This window comes from Sphingobium sp. TKS (assembly GCF_001563265.1).
Classification (GTDB): Bacteria; Pseudomonadota; Alphaproteobacteria; order Sphingomonadales; family Sphingomonadaceae; genus Sphingobium.
The window spans coordinates 971,676-989,120 of sequence record NZ_CP005084.1 but is presented as its reverse complement, the minus strand read 5'-3'; the positions used below and the strand labels follow the sequence as shown (position 1 = coordinate 989,120).

The window sequence follows — 17,445 nt, the reverse complement described above, 5'->3', positions numbered from 1 at the left end:
GGGCGGATCCTGAAGATGAGCGGCAGCCCGTGGCATGGGGTGGAGGCAAGCGGATCGGTGTCGGCGGGGCGATACCGTGAACGAGTTGGTGGGGTGGAAAGGAAGTGGGAAGGGCAGGGGCTTTGCGCGAGGGCAGGCGGGTTCCGCCGGGCTGGTGGCGCGATGATCGGCCGCCGCGCCATTTCCATGGAGGGGGCGGTTTTGTTTGGTAGACCAATCGAGCGGGGGTGGGTGTTTCCCCGGGGAAACGGGAGAGAGGTTTCCTGGGGGGAGAGGCAGGCGGGGGGGAGCTGTTTCCCCGGGGAAACAAAGGGCAGGGGAAAGGCAATCAGCCCGACCGGCCCTCTATCCTTCCCCCTGTCTCTATCCTTCCCCCCGCTTTCCATCAGCGCTGAAGTCCTATGCCCTGGCGTTCGAGATGTTCGAGCGTGTCGCGCAAGGCGGTCGCCAGCGTCTCCATATCCGCGCCCGACCCTGCATGAAGGCGGATGGTGATGCCCTGGCGGTTGACCGACTGCACCGTCAGCGCCGGGCGGCCATAGCGGGTGTTCCAGGTGAAGGGCTCGTCCTTGGGCGCGGATTGCGCGACGCGTGGGGCGTCGAGCAGACGCTTGAGCACTTCCGCCGCCGGGATCGTGGACGCGCCCGCAGCCCGCAAGGCGCGCTGCTCGGAGGCGAGGCGTCCTGCCTCCGCATTGATGGCAGGCGCCGCCTTCTGATCGTCCAGAGCCTGGGCCAGCGCATAGGCCGGCTTCAACTGCACGTCGGCAGGGGAGGCGAAGGCGTCGATGACCGCGTCCTCTATGCCCGCCACCTTGATCATCTTGCTGAGCCACCCCTTGGAAAGCTTCAACCGCTCGGCCATGCGGGTCAGGTGGCTGCCATAATGGGCCTTGAGCGCCTCGGCATAGTTGCGCGCGCGTTCCAGGTCCGACACGTCCTTGCGCGCGCGGTTTTCGAGGTCGGCAAGGCGGAAGGCCGCTTCATCGTCCAGTTGCGCGACCTGCGCCACGAACATCATGTCCGAATAGCTGTTCGCGCGCAGCCAACTGATCGACCAGTGGCGGCGGGTGCCGGCGATCACTTCATAATCATGATCCGCGTCATCCTCGATCCGGCGGACCACGGCGGGCACCTTCTGCCCGCCTTCCGCGATGATCGAATCGATCAGTTCGCGGCAATTTTCCTCATTGAGATGCGCGTAAAGGCGGGCATTGCCGCGCCAGATGCGCACCCTGGCCGGGTCGAGCAGCAATTGCGTGACCTGGCGCACTTCGCCGGAGGCGAGGCGGGCGAGGGCGGATTCGCGGCCGAGCAAGGTCGTGCCACGAGCGCGGTCCTGGCGGGGCGCAGCCGGGGCAGGGGAGGGGGGCGGCACGGGCGTCTGGGCCGTTTCCGGCTCGGCGGGCGCGGGCGTGGCCGCCTCCGGCTCGTCCGACAGAAGCGCCGCCAGATAATCGGATTGTTTACGCGCCATGACATTCCCCTTTCCCGAATCGGGAACATATGGTGAACATATGCGTGTAGGACAGACTTTTATGCCGCATTGACAATGTCCTCCTCCCGCGCTGGGGCGACGCGGCCCCAACCCTGGCGCACCAGCGCCTCGATCTGGCCCATGGCTTCGTCCAGATTGGCGCGGCAGCGCTTGTGCGTGCGCGGCGTGCCGATCGGCTTTTCCAGCTCATAGACCGTCATCATGCGCAGCGCCGCATGGCTGATCTCAGCGCTGTCGAGGATCGGGATGGGAAGGAGGGCAGGGCCGAAGCTCTGTTCCATGATGGCGCGGACCATAGAATGGCTGGGATCGTTGCTGTCGAATTTCGAGCAGAGCAGGCGGACGAAATGATAGTCGACCTCGATCCCCGCCTGCTGGAGCTGGCCGATCACCTGATCCATCATCGAGAGGAACTGGACGGTCGAGCAGAAATCGGGCGTGGTCGCCGCCAGCGGCACCAGCAGGGCGTTCGCCGCCTGCATCACCGCCAGGCTGATCGTGCCGAGCGCTGGCGGCGGGTCGAGCAGCACCACGTCATAATGGCGGGCGAGGTCCATCAGCCCCTGCTTCAGCTTGCGGAAGCGCGCCGCCAGCACGGAGCCGCCGTCGCTGCCCGCCGCCGCCAGCTCATATTCCACGTCGAACAGTTCCAGATTGGACGGGATCAGGTCGACATTGGGCCAGGCGGTGTGCTTGACCGCATAGAGCAGGTCGACCTGTGTCGGGTCGATCGACAGATAGGGGTAAAGCGTCTCTTCCCGCTGGATGTTGAAATGCGGGTTGAAGCCGAACAGCGTGGTGGTCGTCGCCTGGCTGTCGCAGTCGACCACCAGCACGCGATAGCCCTGGACCGCGAAATAATGGGCGAGATGGGTGGTGACGGTCGACTTGCCGACGCCGCCCTTGAAATTCTGGACCGCGATGATCGCGGGCACGTCCATCGGGGCGCGTTCGGGCGAAGCGCCCAGCACCTGCCGCATGTTCAGCAGCTCTTCCACCTTGTAGCCGGGGCGGCGTCCATTTTCGGTCGGCGGGGCAGGGGGCAGGCGGCCATCCTCCTCCGCCATGCGAATCCGATTCGTCGAGCAGCCAAGCAGTTGCGCCGCCTCGGCAATGCCGAAGCGGATATTGAGTTCCTTGCGGCTATCCGGCAGAAAAGCCTTACGGCGCAGGCGTTCGACCATCTTTTCGCCGGCCTCCGCCAGATCCCCGATCTGGGTTACCACTGCGTTCATTTGTGCCCTCACGCGCGAAGTTGAAGCTTGTTCCGGATTGATGTGCCATAAATCCTTCAAATTGGCAAATGAGGGGGATTTGAGATGCGGATCGGGGCCGAGGGTGGATAATGAAGCCATTTTCTGCCGGCAAGCCGGGACAAGGGGCCGCGTTCGGGCTATGCGTGACCGGCAGACGGATTCGTCGGAGAACGACACCATATGAGCTGGTACGATCGGCAGGAAAATTGGAAGGCGCAGAGCGAGGATGCCCGCAACGAAGCGGACATCGATTATGCGCGGGTCATTCATTCCGCATCCTTCCGCCGATTGCAGGGCAAGACCCAGATCCTCAACCTGGGGGACAGCGATTTCTACCGGACGCGGCTGACCCATTCGCTGGAGGTCGCCCAGATCGCGGGCGGGATCGCCCGGCAGTTCCGGCAGGATTTCGCGGACCATCCGGCCATTCCCCATCTGCCCGACCACAGTCTGATCCAGGTGATCGGCATCACCCATGATCTGGGCCATCCGCCCTTCGGCCATGGCGGCGAGATCGCGCTCAATTACTGCATGCGGCAGGCGGGCGGGTTCGAGGGCAATGGCCAGACCCTGCGCATCCTTTCGCGCCTGGAGAAATTCTCCGCCGGGGCAGGGGCCAATCTCATGCGGCGGACGCTGCTGGGGGTTCTCAAATATCCCGTTCCCTTCTCGCAGGCCTATAATCCCGCCTGCGCGCCACGGCTCAACGACAAGCCCACCGCCATCCGCATCATCGACCGCGCCGCATCGAAGCCGCCCAAATGCTATCTCGATAGCGAGAGGCAAGTGGTGCAATGGATATTGGCGCCCCTGTCGAGCGCCGACCGGGAGGCGTTCACGGCGTTGCGGCCGCAGACCGGCCAGCATCACAAGGCCATCCATAAATCCTTCGATTGCAGCATCATGGATGTGGCCGACGATATCGGTTTCGGCGTCCATGACCTGGAGGATGCGCTGGCGCTGCGCCTGATCAGCGAAGAGGCCTTCCGCTCGCTGGTGCCGGAGGAGGAATGCGCCTCCTTCCTCGTCCATCTGAAGCAGAAATATCCCGGCGAGTCCGAGAATAATGTCTATGAGAAGCTGGTCGGGACGCTCTTTGGCGAGGGCGGCGAACGCAAGCGCTGCATCAGCCGGATGGTCCACCATCTGATCACCCATTGCCGCATCGAAACGCTGGAGGAATTTGAGGAACCGCTGATCCGCTATCGGGCCGGGATGCTGGAAGGGCCGGCGCGGTTCCTGGGCGCGCTCAAGAACGCGGTCTACCGGGCCGTGATCCAGAGCGCGGGGGTGCAGCAACTGGAGTTCAAGGGCCAGAAAATGGTCGTCTCGGTCTTCGAGGCTCTGGCGTCGGAGCCGGAGACGTTGCTGCCCGCCGAACAACTGGCGCTGGTCCGGGCGGGGGAGGATGTGCCGAGGGTCATTTGCGACTATATTGCGGGCATGACCGACGGCGCCTTGCTCAAAGCCTATGACCGGCTTTTCAGTCCGCGCATGGGGTCGATTTTCGACCAGTTCTGATGGCGCGACGGCTGCCTGAGCCGGGTATGCCATGTGCGAACAGGATCTTGTATCGGGTGATGTTCCGACCCAAAGAGACTGTTAAACCTGCGCCGGCAATTCCGTTCGATAAACCACCTGGCGCAAGCCAAAGCTTGTCTTGACTTCGGCCACACCCGCGATCTTGGTAAGCTTGGCCCTGAGGAATGTTTCGAACTCGCTCAAAGATCCTACCAGTACGCGCAGATGATAATCGGCGTCTCCGGACATCAGGTAACATTCCATGACTTCCGGAAAACCCGAGACCATATTCTCGAAAATTTCGAGGTGCTTGTCATCTTGCCGGTCGAGGCGAACGCGGACGAACGCCGTGACCGACAAACCGACGGCAGCGGGATCCACCAGTGCAACATAGCGCGAAATGATACCCCGATCCTCCAGGTGCCGAAGCCGCCGCAAGCAAGGGGAGGGGGAAAGGCCCACCTTTTCCGACAACTCCTGATTCGACATGCGACCGTTGGCCTGGAGTTCGGCGAGAATTCGGAAATCGAGCGCGTCCATTTCCACATAGGGCATATTCTGTCTCCAAAAATCTAAAAACAAGCATAATCAGCTAAAGTGAATTCGGATACAGCAATTCTTCGCAAGGACATGCCCCGTTTTCCTACGCTATGCCTTTTCTCTCACATCGGGGCACAGCATATGGATTCGACAATTTCCCATTCACGGCATGACACGGTCAGCGCTCTGGAGCATTTGGAGACGCGCCTTCTCTGGCTGTCGTCCTGGATGATCCACAATGCCAATCACATCCGCCCCAAGCGCGACGGATTGAAGGTAGGCGGCCATCAGGCGAGCTGTTCGTCGCTGACCGCGGTCATGACGGCGCTCTATTTTTATGCGCTGCGTCCGCAGGACAAGGTTGCAGTCAAGCCGCATGCCGGTCCGGTCCTGCACGCCATCCACTATCTGCTCGGCAATCAGACCCTCGAGCGCATGCAGAAATTTCGCGGGCTTAATGGTGTCCAAAGTTATCCTTCCCGCACCAAGGACAAGATACCCGTCGATTTCTCGACCGGATCGGTTGGTCTCGGCGTCGCCGTGACCGCCTTCTCCAGCCTGGTTCAGGATTATCTGATCGCGCATGGGCAGGTGAAGGAGGAGAATGCCGGGCGGATGATCGCCCTCATGGGCGATGCTGAGCTTGACGAGGGCAATATCTATGAATGCCTGATCGAGGGGTATAAGCACGATCTTCGCAATTGTTGGTGGATCGTCGACTATAATCGCCAGTCGCTCGACGCCACGACGGCGGATCGCATGTTCCGCCGCTTCGATGATATTTTCGAGACCTGCGGCTGGCGGGTCGTCACGCTCAAATATGGCAAGATGCAGCAGGCGGCTTTTGCCCGTCCCGGTGGCAGGGCGCTCGAGGAATGGATCGACAATTGCCCCAATGCCGAGTTCGCGGCGCTCACCTATCAGGGCGGCGCGGCCTGGCGCGAGCGGTTGACCGCCGACATCGGCAAGAAGCCGAACGTCAGGAAGCTGCTCGACAGTTTCGACGATGAGGCGCTGGCCCGGCTGATGACGAACCTTGGCGGGCATTGCATCGAGACGCTGATCGATGCGTTCGACGGCGCCCAGGACGACAGGCCGACGCTTTTCATCGCCTATACGGTCAAGGGCCATGGGCTGCCGCTGGCGGGCCATAAGGACAATCATAGCGGGATGATGAACCCGTCGCAGATGGATCAATTCCGCGCCAGCCTGGGCATAAAGGAAGGCGAGGAATGGGAGCGGTGGGGCGGCCTTGGCGACAATGCGGCAGCCGAACTCAAGGCGTTCGTGGCCGGAAGTCCGGTCGCGAAGGTGAAGCCGGAGCCGGTCGCGCCTGCCGTTCCTGTTCCCGCGCGCCTGCCGACGCCCGAGGGCGCCGACCAGTCGACGCAGGCGGCGTTTGGCCGCATCCTCCTCGATCTCGCCAAGTCCGGCGAGGAACTGGCGGATCGCATCGTGACCACCGCGCCTGACGTCACCCAGACGACCAATCTGGGCGCCTTCGTCAATCAACGGGGATTGTTCCGCCGCCAGGAACTGGCCGATGTATTTCACAAGGCGAAGATTCCCTCCGCGCAGAAATGGACGCAGCATGCCGCCGGCCAGCACATCGAACTGGGCATAGCGGAGAATAATTTCTTCATCATGCTCGCCTCGCTGGGGCTGGCCGCGCCACATTTTGGCACACGGCTGCTGCCGGTCGGCACCGTCTATGATCCGTTCATCGCGCGCGGCCTCGATGCGCTCAACTATGGTTGCTATTCGGACTCGCGCTTTCTGCTGGTCGGCACGCCGTCCGGGCTCACGCTGGCGGCCGAAGGGGGCGCGCACCAGTCGATCAACACGCCGCTCATCGGCATGGGCCAGCCCAATCTGACCTATTTCGAACCGGCTTTCGCGGACGAACTGGCGGCGATGATGCGCTGGGCCTTCGATCATATGCAGCGGCCCGACGGCAGTTCCGTCTATCTGCGCCTTTCGACCCGGTCGATCCCGCAGATCGCGCGTCACGATGATGGCTGGGAAGTCGATGCGCTGAAGGGCGGCTACTGGCTGCGACGGCCCGCCGAGGGCGCGGAGGCCGCTGTCGTCTTCACCGGGGTGGTCGCGCCAGAGGCGATGGCGGCGTGGGAGCAACTCGCCGAGGACATCCCCGGCATAGGCCTGCTCAACGTCACCTCGCCCGACCTGCTGCATCGTGGTTGGTCGGCACGCCGTGCGGCGCGCTGGTCGGGAGGGGCGGTAACGCCTTGCCATGCCGAAAAGCTCCTTTCCGCGCTCGCCCCGGGGGCTGGGCTTGTGACGGTCCTGGACGGATCGCCCGGCGCCCTCTCTTGGCTAGGCGGCGTCAAGGGGATGCGGGTCAGCCCGCTCGGCACGGATAGCTTTGGCCAGACCGGCGACTTGCCGGACCTCTATCATGCCTATCGGTTGGACAGCGACGCCATCGTCGAAGCTGCTGCCGAACTCTTTCTGGGGAACTGACATGCCGATCGAACTCAAGATGCCGGCGCTGTCGCCGACGATGGAAAAAGGCACGCTCGCAAGATGGCTGGTGGCCGAAGGCGACATGGTGAAGCCCGGCGATCCTGTCGCCGAAGTCGAAACCGACAAGGCGACGATGGAGATTGAGGCAGCCGATGGAGGTCGCATCGCAAGTCTCGTCATCGCCGAAGGCACAGACGACGTCGCGGTCGGGACGGTCATAGCCTTGATCGCCGAATCCGGCGACGCCGTTCCGGAGCCCGTGCTCGAGCAGGCGGTTCCGGTTCCTGCCGCTGCCGGGCCCGTCGAGGCCACCCCAGTGGCGTCCATGCCCGCTCAAGCCCCTGTCCAGCCCAGGCATGCGCCGGAAGTGGCCGCGCCCCGTGCCCGCCTGTCGCCTGCCGAACGGGTCAAGGTCAGCCCGCTTGCCCTTCGCATCGCCGGGGCCAAGGGAATCAACCTTGACGGCATTAGCGGGACGGGCCCCAATGGCCGCATTGTTCGAGCGGACCTTGGCATCGGGTCACTCGTTACGTCACGACCCGACGCCGTTCCCCAGGCGATCGCCGTTCAACCGGCGCCCGCGATCGCGAGCCCCCCTGCAGGCGTCCCGGCGCAATCGGTCAAGCTCAGCTCGATGCGCAAGACGATCGCGCGGCGGCTCACCGAAGCCAAGCAGACCGTTCCGCATTTTTACCTGACGGCGCGTTGCAATCTCGATCCGCTGCTGAAACTGCGGGGTGAACTGAACGCCGGCCTCGCCTCACGCGGCGTCAAGCTCAGCGTCAACGACATGCTGATAAAGGCCATGGCGCTCGCGCTCGTCGAGGTGCCGGATGCGAACGTGCAGTTCGGCGGCGACGAACTGCATCGCTTCGGTCGCGTCGACATTTCGATGGCTGTGGCGATCGATGGCGGTCTCGTCACGCCGGTGATCCAAGGTGCGGACACGCTCTCGCTTTCCGCCATCGCAACGGCCAGCAAGATGCTCGCCATCAAGGCGCGCGACGGGAAGTTGCTGCCCGAGGAATATCAGGGCGGCACCGCGTCCATCTCCAATCTCGGCATGTTCGGGATCGATGAGATATTTCCCGTCATCAACCCGCCACAGGCGTTAATTCTCGGCGTTGGCGCGGGCGTCGAGCAGCCATGGAAGGTCGATGGGAAGATCGGCCTTGCAACCATAGTCGCCGCGACTGCCAGCTTCGATCATCGCGCCATCGATGGCGCGGTCGCGGCTCGGTTCATACAGGCACTACGCGCCCTGGTGGAAGAGCCGGTGCGCATCTTGGCCTGAAGGACGAAAGCCCGGGAGGAGGACAGCGCTCTTATGCCGAACCGGAGGGGCGAGGCGATTCCAAACGCGGATCACCCGGCGGCTTAGGGATAATGCCAAATGGTCGAGTGGCGCTCACGGACTTATCCGTCGCGCTCCAGTGAGAGGATCGGATCCGCGCCCGAGGGTGGTTTGAGATTGCCGGTGAACGGCCGGGGCAGTCAGGGATTCCGGCCCTTCAAACTCGTGAAGAATCGCACGGGCCATCGCGGCGTGACCCCTGGCGTCAGGATGGGAATCGCGCGGCAGCCGCCAGTCCGGGGCGAGCGGCACCATAAGATGCGGAATGGCGCCGTTGCCGAAAATCGCCCGCCCAAGGGCGAGTTCGCGCGCGCCTTCGGGCTGGAACACGGGCACCAGGATCAGCGGCCGGGCGCCGCGCGCCCGCGCCATCGCGACCGCGGCCTTTAACAGGCGGCGGTCGCTGGCGATGGCTTCATTGATGGCGGCCGCGCCATGATAGGGAAAGAGCACCCGTCCCAGATGGCCGAGCGCCCAGCTCGGCTCTGCCGCGTGCCAACGCCCCGCGCTGTCGATCCAGGGCCGGTTATGGTCGAGGTCGCGCGCCATCAGGCTGGGCGAGAACAGGAAGACCACCGCCCTGGGATTCCGGAAGCGCGGGAGTTCGCGCTGGAGATGCAGAAAGCTCTGGCTGACGGAATAGGCGTTGACCGCCAGATTGGCGCTCTGGATGCCGCTCGACCCTTGCACTTTTCCCGCCAGCGTATCCCGCCAGTTCAGTCCCTTGCCGAACATGATCGATTCCCCGACAAACAGGATCGAGGGGGCTGTCAGGTCGAGCGGCGGCGCGCCGGGAGCGACCCGATAGCCATGGCTGTCGATCTGATAGTGCGGCCGCCACGCATATTCCGGGTCGGCCACGCGGCGCGACGGGACATAGACCCAGCCGAGCAGCGGATCGACCCGGCGCAGCGGCTCATCGCCCGGAGTCCATGGCCGGCCTTTCCGCCCGGAGTTCCATTGCAGGATCACCTCGCTCGCGGGCAAGGCCAGCAGTACGGCCATGCCTATGACGATCCCGCGCCACAATCTGTCGCCGCGTCCGGCCCTGATCCAGCGCAGCGCGAGCATCAGGACAAGCGCGAGCGCCATCAGGATGAGCCGCTCGATCTGAACGATCGTCATCAGCCAGTCGCTGGGCACGAGAATGTCGGGGAGCAGATGGCGGTCGACCCAGGCACGGGTCATGCCGATCGCCAGCCCGCCCAGCAGCAGCGCGGCGGCGCCGACGCACAGCATGGCGCCTGGGCGCAGCGCCTGGCTCATGCGGATACGCCGGAAAAGCGGAACCATTGTCGGACGGGCGGCATGGACGGGCATGGCAAGCCTTTGTGCCGCTGCCGCCGCCGGTGGTTCAAAGGGCGAAGGCCAGCGCGATCACCAGCGCGCCTTCTGCGCCATGCTGCCCATCCTGACCGGTCCAGGCGACGTCAAGATCGACCCGGCCAAGGCGGCGGCGCAGGCCCAAACGCCAGTCGGTGGCGTCCCCCGCATAGCTGTCCGGCCGATCCTTCAAAAAGGTCAGCCGCCCGGCATGGCCGACCAGCGTCCAATTGCGGGCAAGGCCCAGATGGCCGTTCAGTTCCATGTAGAGCGTCGGCGCGTCCCTGAGGAAATAGGCGGGTGACAGGTAAAGGCGGCCGGAAACATGCCGACCGGCGATGCCGACATAGGCTTCGGTATAACTGCCGCCGCCGTTGATGGCGGAATAGCCGCTGTAGCGGTTGTGGACGATGCCGACATCGATCGTCGCCGCATCCGACAGGTGCTTTGCAAATCCGGCATAGGGCCGGAAGGACAATGGCTTCAGCCCTTCGTCGCGCGTCGCGACCAGCGCCGCTGCAGCGCCGAGATAGAAGCCCTCGTCACCGTCATGCACCATTTCCAGCTCCGCGACGGGCCGATGATCGCTGATCGGCTGCCCGCGCAGCCGGGTCTGGCTGGAAAGGGTCAGGCTGCCACCCAGTTGCGCGGCGGCGGGGGTGGCGAAAAGATGAGCGGTCAGCAGCAGGGCGCAACGGCCTAGTTGTTTAGTCGCGGCCCGCCGATGCCACGGCCACCGCGCAGGCGCCGTCGCACCCTGCGGCCCTGCCTTGCACCGTGGCGAGCGCATCGATCACCCCTCCTGCCGACATCACGAACATGAAGCGTCCCTGCCTATGCCCCCGCGCCTGATCGATCAAGGCGATGAGGCCGCTGACATGCGCCGCCGCATAGGATGTACCGTCCACCAGGCTCCATTTGCCGCCGGGCTCGGTCGCCGGGATGCCCGTCGCCGGCGCGATCTGGACGGGCGCGTGCCTGCCCGATACCGGACTGCCGGAGACGGCGATGACCCCCGGCCAGGAGGCGGGGAAACCGCCGTCCGGCCGATGCGGGTCATAGGCGGCCACGACTGCCATGTTGCGCGCCATGGCCGCGTCCAGCAGCGTGGAAAGCAAGCGGTCCGGCGGCCCGCCCAGGCTCATGTTGATGACCGCTGCCTTATGATCGATGGCATAATGGATCGCCCGGGCCAGGCTGAGGCTGTCGCACAATGCGATCGACCCAGGGCTGCCCGCCTGCCAGCAGGCGCGCAAGCCCAGCAGTTGCGCGTCCGGCGCCACCCCCACCATGCCGATCCGGTTGTGGGCCCGCGCCGCGATGATGCCGGCGATCGCCGTGCCATGCGCTTCGGCCGCGAAAGCCCTGCCCGTGACGAGATTGACATTGGCCCGCACCTGCCCCGCCAGATCGGGGTGGCGCGCGCCGATGCCGCTGTCGATCACCGCCACCGTGACGCCGCGCCCCGTCGCCAGCCGGTGGACCGCGTCCAGATGCCAGAGGGTTCGTGCGGGTTGGGCGGGGTAGAGCGGGTCATCATGACCTTGAGCGCCGCCGAGGGTCTGATAGTCATGCATCGGCTGCGACCAGGCGATATGGCTGTCCTTCGCCAGCTCCTGCATCATCGCTTCCGCAGATGCCCCGTCGGGCACGCGCATCACGAAACAGTCGAGGCCGATGACCGGCATCATCCAGTCCGTCACCAGCGTCAGATGATGATCGCGGGCGATGCGCTGCGCCGCGCGCAGCATCTGGGCGCGGCGAATGCCGTCGCCATAGTCGCCGTCATAGTCGCCGCCCGCCCGGAAATGAGCCGGCGGAAGATGGAGCATCACCAATATCTGCTCCCCCTTGGCCGGGTGCGTGGCGGCGGGCGCGGCGAGTGCCGCGATCAGCAATGCGATCGTCGCGCGCAGGCGGAACAGCGCCGGGATCATGGCGCGGGCTCGATCGGCTGGGCGAGCATGATGCTGCGCCGCGTGCGCAGATCGGCCAGCGCCGCATCCCGCCGGGTCGGCGCGACATCCAGCACATAGGCGCCGGCGGCGGTCGGACCGTCGACCAGCCTCGCTCCGGCGCGTTCGATCGTGAAGCGCAATTCCCGTTCAGGCGTATCGGGCCGGAAGATGACGAGTATGTTGCCGTCGCCCCGCGCCGCCGGTGCGCCCAGCGTGCGATAATCGGCCTGCTGCGCCGCCGGGCGGAAAAGGAGAACGGCCCCGCAGAGCAGCATGGCCGGCATCGCGGCGACGGCCGCCAGCACCGGCCATGCGAAGGTTCGCCGGGGCGGCGTCACGCGTTCGGCCCTTTGGGTCGGCGCCAGGTGGCGTTGCAACTTTTCCCAGCCCAGATCGGTTCCGATCGGCAGCCCTGCTATGGCCGCCTTTAACCGTTTTTCCCGGTCCAGGGCCGTCCGGCATTGGCCGCAGTCATGCAGATGCGCTTCCACCAGCGCCTGGTCATCGGCGTCCAACTGCGCCGTGACATACCAGGGCAGCAGCATTTCCATCGCCCGGTGCGGATCGCCGCGAAAGGAGAGAATGTCGGCCATGACCTGTCAGATCCAGTCGCCATAATCGCCCGGCAGGGCGCGCCGCAAGTGCCGCCGGGCATGGAACATCCGCGTCTTCACCGTATCGACCGGGCAATCCATGATCTCCGCGATATCGCGATAGCCGATCTCGTGAAAATAGCTGAGGTCGACGACTGCCCGCTGCTCCGGCGAAAGGTCCGCCAGCGCGTGGAGCAGCGCGGCGCGTATCCTGTTGTCGCCGGCGCATTGTTCGGGCGAGCGATCGGGGTTGATCCGTTCTTCGATGAACCTGTCCTCCACCGGATCGTCCTGTTTGCGTAGCGCCTTCATCGCCTTGCGCCAGCCGATGGTGAACAGCCAGGTCGACAGTTTCGACCTGCCGGAAAAACTGTCGGGCCGGTCCCATAGCACCAGCAACGTATCGTCCAGCACCTCCTCGACCAGATGCGGGCGGCGCAGGATGTTCGTCAGGAACCGCGCGAGGCGCGGCTGATAATGGCGATAGAGCGCCTCGAACGCCTTGAGATCGCGCCGCTTGACCCGCGCGAGCAGATACAGATCCTCCTCGGCGCGCGCATGCGCGCTCGCTTCCGTTCGGCCTGCCTTCCCGACTGTCTCCAAGAGCGACTCCTTCGCTGCATGAGTGTGCGCCCGCTGGCGCGGCGGTTCAAAAATATTTTGCAGGGGGCCATGAACCGGCCGCTTCGGCCCGCGCCACTCAGGGCTATTGAGGAAGGAGGCATGACATGTCTCATGCGCGATGGTCTGCGGTTCTGGCCGCTCTCATTCTGGCATCGACCGCCGGGGCGCAGCCCGAGGCCGACAGTTGGAGCGGCGCCCGGCTCGTTACCATCCAACTGTCGAGCTTCCGGTTCGAGCCGGCGGACATCGTGCTGGAACATGGCCAGCCGTACCGGCTGCATTTCGTCAACAATGCGTCGGGAGGGCATGATTTTGCCGGGAAGGAATTTTTCGCCCAGGCGCGGATCAGGCCCGAGGATGCGGCCAGGATCAGCGGAGGCCGGGTCGAACTTAGCGGCGGGGAAAGCGTCGACATCCATTTGATCGCGCCGTCGCCGGGCCGCTACAAGATACGCTGCACCCATTTCATGCACAGCATGTTGGGGATGACCGGGCGGATCGTGGTGCAATGATGGGCTGGCGCGCGCCGATCGACCGGATGGTGTGGGGCGACCCGCGCCGCCGGGCGCGCAAGCTGCTGCAATTTGCGGAGGTCGAGGCGCAGGGCGCGCGCGACCTTTTCCGCACGGCGGAAATCACGCGCGATCCTTTGCTGCGCCGCCGCCTCTTCGCCCATGGAAGGGACGAGGTGCGCCACGCCGCTTTATTCCGCGAGCGGGGACTCGCGCTGCGGCGGACGCTGGCCGATCCCGGCCCCGATCGCGCATGGGGCGACGGGCTGATTCCCGGCGAGCGCGGCTTCGACCGGCTGGAGGTCGAGAGAGAAAGCATGGTCGCGCTGCTGGCCTTTATCCATCTGTCGGAACGGGCCGCGGCGCACGCCTTTGCCGCTTATGGCGCGGCGCTGGACCATGATCCGGAGACGCAGGCGGTGATCGCGCGGATCGCCCGCGACGAGGAGGGGCATATGCGCTATTCGCACGACGAACTCGCTCGCCTGGCGCCGGATCGCGGCCGCCGGGCGGTGTGGGTCGCACGCCTGCGACGGCTCTGGCGGGCCTATTTGCGGCTGGCGCTGATCCTGGCCGACATGATCTCGCGGGTCATGCTGACCTTGCTCTATTTCCTGCTGCTGGCGCCTTTCGCCTGGATGGCGAAGCGGGCGGCCCGGCGGGAGGCGTCCGGCTGGCACATGTGCAAGGATCAGCCGCGCGACGATGGCGGAGGGCAATATTGATGAAGATCCTCGGCATTTCAGCCTTCTACCATGATGCGGCCGCTGCACTGACGATCGACGGGCTGCCCGTCGTCGCCGTGCAGGAGGAGCGCCTGTCGCGATCCAAGAACGACCCGGCCTTTCCCCTGCGCGCCATCCAATGGTGCCTCGACCAGGCAGCGGTGGAGCCGGACGATCTGGACGCGGTGATCTTCTATGAACGGCCCGCGCTCAAGTTCGACCGGGTGCTGACGACGTTGCTGCGCGGCTTTCCGCATAGCTGGCGCATCTTCCCCAGGGCGATGAAGAATATGGTGGGGGAGAAATTATGGGTGCGCGGCATCATCAGCGCGCAGTTGGGAATCCCGGTAAAGCGCGTTCATTTTACCGACCACCATCTCTCGCACGCAGCCGCCGCCTTCCTGACCGCCCCGACCGAACGGGCCGCGATCCTGAGCGCCGACGGCGTGGGCGAATGGGCGACGCTGACGGTGGGGCAGGCGCGCAAGCAGGTGGGCGGGCCGACGGAAATCAGCCTGCGGCGGGAAGTGCGCTTTCCCCATTCGCTCGGCCTTTTCTATTCCGCCTTCACCGCCTGGCTGGGATTTCAGGTCAATGAGGGGGAATATAAGGTCATGGGGCTTGCCGCTTATGGCACGCCGCGCTTCGCCGGGGAGGTGCGGCGCATCCTGCAACGGACGCCCGATGGAGCCTTTGCGCTGGACCTTCGCTATTTCGATTATCATCAGGCGGTCGACGCCGCCTATTCCCGCCGCTTTGTCGAACTGTTCGGCCCGCCCCGCGATCGGTTCGAGCCGATCGACCTTGCGACGCCGCTGGGGCAGCATCAAGCCGATGTCGCGGCGAGCGCGCAGCTTGTGCTGGAGGAGGTGATCGTCGACATCGCCGCCGCGCTTCAGAAGGAAACCGGCCTGCCCGATCTCTGCCTGGGCGGCGGCGTGGCGCTGAACGGGGTCGCCAATGCCCGCATCCTGCGCGAAGCGGGCTATGAGCGGCTGTTCGTGCCCTCCGCGCCGGGCGATGCGGGCTGCGCCTTGGGGGCGGCGCTCTGGGCCGACCGCATCCTGTTCGGCCAGCCGCATCGCGATTGCCCCGATCATCCCTTCTGGGGGCCCGCGGTCGAGGCCGACGATCTGGCGCGGCTGGCCGCTGAGGACGGGCTGCCCTTCGAACGAGTGGGGGATGCGGCACTGATCGACCGGCTGGTCGATGCGATCGGGCACGGCGCGATCGTCGGATGGATGGAGGGCGCGGCGGAATTCGGGCCGCGCGCGCTCGGCCACCGCAGCATCCTTGCCGATCCGGGCGATGCGGCGATGCGCGACCGGATCAACCGCGACATCAAATTTCGCGAATCCTTCCGCCCCTTTGCGCCGGTGGTGCCCGCCGAACATGCAGCGACCTATTTCGAGTTGCCCGCGGGCGGCGCACGTCTGGGCCGGTTCATGTCGGGCGTTTTCCCGGTCCGGCCTGAATGGCGGAATCGACTGCGCGCCGTCACCCATGTCGACGGCACCGCACGCGTGCAGATCGTGGAGCGGGCCATGGCGCCTCGCCTGCACGCGCTGCTCATGGCCTATTGGCAGCGTCACGGCTCTCCCGTCCTGCTCAACACATCCTTCAACCTGGCTGGCGATCCGATCGTGACCAGCGCCGCGGAAGGCTATTCGACATTCCGCCGCGCCGGCATGGACGTGCTGATCGCGGATAATCTGATGGTCCGCCGCGATCATGCGCGGCAGGACCATGAACTGGAGGCAGTGGCATGATCCCGCGCAAGGGGCGCTTGCGGCGCCAGCTCATCATCGTCGGCAGTGCATCCGGGACCATCGCGGATCTGGTGCGGGGTCTGTGGCGGGCGCCCGGCGGGCGGCGCTGGATGATCCCGCCGGTGATCTTCTTCTGCTCCGTGGGGGTGATATTGACGCTGGCGGCCGGCGTTGAGGCGCTGGCGCCCTTCATTTACTCGATCTTCTAGGGATGGATGCGCGCGCCCTGCCGCTGCTTGCCTGTCCCCGGTGCGGCGGGCGGCTGGATGAGGCGCTATGCTGTCGCGAATGCGCGGCAGGCTACCGGCAGGCCGACGGCATAGCCGAGCTGCGCCTGCCCGGCGCTGCGCGAACCGAGTTGGTCAGGAATTTCTATGAGGCGGCGCCATTCCCCGGCTATCCGCCCCGCGACAGCATCGACTGGCTGCGCGCCCGGGCGGAGCGCAGCCCGTTCGCCCGGCTGCTCGATGCGGCGATCCCCTATGATGCGCGGATCGTGGAGATGGGTTGCGGCACCGGCCAGATGAGCCTCTATCTCGCGCGCGGCGAGCGGATGGTGATTGCCGCGGATCTCTGCCGCGCGTCGCTGGCGCTCGGCCGGGCGGCGGCCCGGCGGCTCGACATCGGCCAGGTCGAATTCGTCGAAACCGACCTGCATCTTTCGGGGCTGCGTGAGGGTGCCTTCGATATCGTCTATTGCTCGGGCGTGCTGCATCACACGCCCGATCCCCGCGCTGCGTTCGGGCATGTGGCCCGGCTGGTTCGCCCTGGCGGCCTGATCGTCATCGGTCTCTACAACCGCTATGCGCGGCTGCCGCACAGGTTGAGGCGGGGGGTCGCAATGCTGAGCGGCGGGCGCTGGGTTCCGGGCGATCCGGTGCTCGCCAGCCGTCGGCTGCAGCCAGGTCGGTATCGGGCCTGGCTGCGCGATCAATATCATCATCCCGAAGAGCATAGCCACACATTGGCGCAGCTCCGCCGCTGGTTCGCGGACAACGGCATCGCCTATGTCCGGACCTTCCCCAGCGCGTTGCTCGGCCAGATGGAGGATATGCGGTTGACCGACGCCGAGGAAGATCAATGGTGGCTGGAAGACCTGTTGGCGCAGATCGGCTGGATCGGCCGGATCGGCTGGGAAGGTGGTCTTTTCGCGGCGGTCGGGCGCGCGGGGTAGCCAGCCTGGATCGGCGCCGGCGCTAAAATGCGCTCTTCCGCGCATTTCCAAACAGACTCTCAGGCGATTATCTTGTTTCTCTCGTCACGTACTAATACGGATCGTTTCATC

Annotated in this window: 16 protein-coding genes; 8 read left to right on the top strand and 8 right to left on the bottom strand. The window is 65.3% G+C overall.

From position 1 onward, the window contains the following. Window positions 1–385 precede the first annotated feature (385 nt). Window positions 386–1,477, bottom strand: a complete 1,092-nt coding sequence (locus tag K426_RS25250; protein ID WP_066563677.1) for a ParB/RepB/Spo0J family partition protein — start codon at window positions 1,475–1,477, stop codon at window positions 386–388. 59 nt (window positions 1,478–1,536) lie between these two features. Further along, window positions 1,537–2,733: an AAA family ATPase gene (locus tag K426_RS25245; protein WP_066563674.1), complete on the bottom strand. Its 1,197-nt coding sequence runs from the start codon at window positions 2,731–2,733 to the stop codon at window positions 1,537–1,539. A 201-nt stretch (window positions 2,734–2,934) separates the two neighbouring features. Between K426_RS25245 and K426_RS25240 the strand changes: the two genes are divergently transcribed. Then, window positions 2,935–4,275: an anti-phage deoxyguanosine triphosphatase gene (locus K426_RS25240; RefSeq protein WP_066563671.1), complete on the top strand. Its 1,341-nt coding sequence runs from the start codon at window positions 2,935–2,937 to the stop codon at window positions 4,273–4,275. 81 nt (window positions 4,276–4,356) lie between these two features. Here the strand turns inward: K426_RS25240 and K426_RS25235 are convergent, their stop codons facing one another. Further along, window positions 4,357–4,830, bottom strand: coding sequence for an Lrp/AsnC family transcriptional regulator (locus K426_RS25235; protein WP_066563668.1), 474 nt, complete (start codon window positions 4,828–4,830; stop codon window positions 4,357–4,359). Between the two features lie 126 nt (window positions 4,831–4,956). Here K426_RS25235 and K426_RS25230 point away from each other — a divergent pair, with 126 nt between their 5' ends. Both K426_RS25230 and K426_RS25225 read left to right on the top strand, forming a co-directional pair. Further along, window positions 4,957–7,299: a transketolase gene (locus K426_RS25230; RefSeq protein WP_066563665.1), complete on the top strand. Its 2,343-nt coding sequence runs from the start codon at window positions 4,957–4,959 to the stop codon at window positions 7,297–7,299. A gap of 1 nt (window position 7,300) precedes the next feature. Beyond that, a complete protein-coding gene (locus K426_RS25225) occupies window positions 7,301–8,596 on the top strand; it encodes a dihydrolipoamide acetyltransferase family protein (protein WP_066563659.1) in 1,296 nt (431 codons plus the stop codon). A 114-nt stretch (window positions 8,597–8,710) separates the two neighbouring features. Here K426_RS25225 and K426_RS25220 read toward each other — a convergent pair whose 3' ends face one another. The 5 genes from K426_RS25220 to K426_RS25200 form a co-directional block, all read right to left on the bottom strand. Next, entirely contained in the window at window positions 8,711–9,922 is a 1,212-nt protein-coding gene (locus K426_RS25220; RefSeq protein WP_145907721.1) for a hypothetical protein, read from the bottom strand. Between the two features lie 88 nt (window positions 9,923–10,010). Further along, on the bottom strand, window positions 10,011–10,769 hold the full coding sequence (locus K426_RS25215; protein WP_066563653.1) for a TorF family putative porin: 759 nt from the start codon (window positions 10,767–10,769) through the stop codon (window positions 10,011–10,013). Continuing rightward, the gene (locus tag K426_RS25210; RefSeq protein WP_237230122.1) at window positions 10,687–11,916 is read right to left on the bottom strand and encodes a S8 family peptidase; all 1,230 of its coding nucleotides are present in this window, start codon (window positions 11,914–11,916) and stop codon (window positions 10,687–10,689) included. Before K426_RS25210 ends, K426_RS25215 begins: the two co-directional genes overlap by 83 nt. Next, window positions 11,913–12,530: an anti-sigma factor family protein gene (locus K426_RS25205; protein ID WP_066563650.1), complete on the bottom strand. Its 618-nt coding sequence runs from the start codon at window positions 12,528–12,530 to the stop codon at window positions 11,913–11,915. Before K426_RS25205 ends, K426_RS25210 begins: the two co-directional genes overlap by 4 nt. A gap of 6 nt (window positions 12,531–12,536) precedes the next feature. Further along, window positions 12,537–13,133 carry an RNA polymerase sigma factor gene (locus K426_RS25200; protein WP_066563646.1) on the bottom strand — a complete coding sequence of 199 codons (597 nt, stop codon included), beginning with the start codon at window positions 13,131–13,133 and terminating at the stop codon, window positions 12,537–12,539. Window positions 13,134–13,258: 125 nt separating this feature from the next. Between K426_RS25200 and K426_RS25195 the strand changes: the two genes are divergently transcribed. Genes K426_RS25195 through K426_RS25175 form a run of 5 tightly spaced genes read left to right on the top strand, consistent with a single transcriptional unit; the run spans window position 13,259 to window position 17,334 of the window. After that, window positions 13,259–13,666 carry a cupredoxin domain-containing protein gene (locus K426_RS25195; protein ID WP_066563645.1) on the top strand — a complete coding sequence of 136 codons (408 nt, stop codon included), beginning with the start codon at window positions 13,259–13,261 and terminating at the stop codon, window positions 13,664–13,666. Continuing rightward, a complete protein-coding gene (locus K426_RS25190) occupies window positions 13,663–14,391 on the top strand; it encodes a rubrerythrin family protein (protein WP_066563644.1) in 729 nt (242 codons plus the stop codon). Before K426_RS25195 ends, K426_RS25190 begins: the two co-directional genes overlap by 4 nt. Continuing rightward, a complete protein-coding gene (locus K426_RS25185) occupies window positions 14,391–16,160 on the top strand; it encodes a carbamoyltransferase family protein (protein ID WP_066563642.1) in 1,770 nt (589 codons plus the stop codon). The genes K426_RS25190 and K426_RS25185 overlap by 1 nt, the downstream gene beginning before the upstream one ends. Further along, the gene (locus K426_RS25180) at window positions 16,157–16,369 is read left to right on the top strand and encodes a DUF5989 family protein (protein WP_066563640.1); all 213 of its coding nucleotides are present in this window, start codon (window positions 16,157–16,159) and stop codon (window positions 16,367–16,369) included. Before K426_RS25185 ends, K426_RS25180 begins: the two co-directional genes overlap by 4 nt. A gap of 2 nt (window positions 16,370–16,371) precedes the next feature. After that, on the top strand, window positions 16,372–17,334 hold the full coding sequence (locus K426_RS25175) for a methyltransferase domain-containing protein (protein ID WP_066563638.1): 963 nt from the start codon (window positions 16,372–16,374) through the stop codon (window positions 17,332–17,334). Window positions 17,335–17,445 lie beyond the last annotated feature (111 nt).

Coding starts and splice junctions, on each gene's coding strand:
- K426_RS25175 (WP_066563638.1), top strand. CDS start 16,372: ATGGATGCGCGCGCCCTGCCGCTGCTTGCCTGTCCCCGGTGCGGCGGG.
- K426_RS25245 (WP_066563674.1), bottom strand. CDS start 2,733: ATGAACGCAGTGGTAACCCAGATCGGGGATCTGGCGGAGGCCGGCGAA.
- K426_RS25180 (WP_066563640.1), top strand. CDS start 16,157: ATGATCCCGCGCAAGGGGCGCTTGCGGCGCCAGCTCATCATCGTCGGC.
- K426_RS25225 (WP_066563659.1), top strand. CDS start 7,301: ATGCCGATCGAACTCAAGATGCCGGCGCTGTCGCCGACGATGGAAAAA.
- K426_RS25235 (WP_066563668.1), bottom strand. CDS start 4,830: ATGCCCTATGTGGAAATGGACGCGCTCGATTTCCGAATTCTCGCCGAA.
- K426_RS25185 (WP_066563642.1), top strand. CDS start 14,391: ATGAAGATCCTCGGCATTTCAGCCTTCTACCATGATGCGGCCGCTGCA.
- K426_RS25220 (WP_145907721.1), bottom strand. CDS start 9,922: ATGAGCCAGGCGCTGCGCCCAGGCGCCATGCTGTGCGTCGGCGCCGCC.
- K426_RS25215 (WP_066563653.1), bottom strand. CDS start 10,769: ATGCGCTCGCCACGGTGCAAGGCAGGGCCGCAGGGTGCGACGGCGCCT.
- K426_RS25210 (WP_237230122.1), bottom strand. CDS start 11,916: ATGATCCCGGCGCTGTTCCGCCTGCGCGCGACGATCGCATTGCTGATC.
- K426_RS25250 (WP_066563677.1), bottom strand. CDS start 1,477: ATGGCGCGTAAACAATCCGATTATCTGGCGGCGCTTCTGTCGGACGAG.
- K426_RS25230 (WP_066563665.1), top strand. CDS start 4,957: ATGGATTCGACAATTTCCCATTCACGGCATGACACGGTCAGCGCTCTG.
- K426_RS25190 (WP_066563644.1), top strand. CDS start 13,663: ATGATGGGCTGGCGCGCGCCGATCGACCGGATGGTGTGGGGCGACCCG.
- K426_RS25195 (WP_066563645.1), top strand. CDS start 13,259: ATGTCTCATGCGCGATGGTCTGCGGTTCTGGCCGCTCTCATTCTGGCA.
- K426_RS25205 (WP_066563650.1), bottom strand. CDS start 12,530: ATGGCCGACATTCTCTCCTTTCGCGGCGATCCGCACCGGGCGATGGAA.
- K426_RS25240 (WP_066563671.1), top strand. CDS start 2,935: ATGAGCTGGTACGATCGGCAGGAAAATTGGAAGGCGCAGAGCGAGGAT.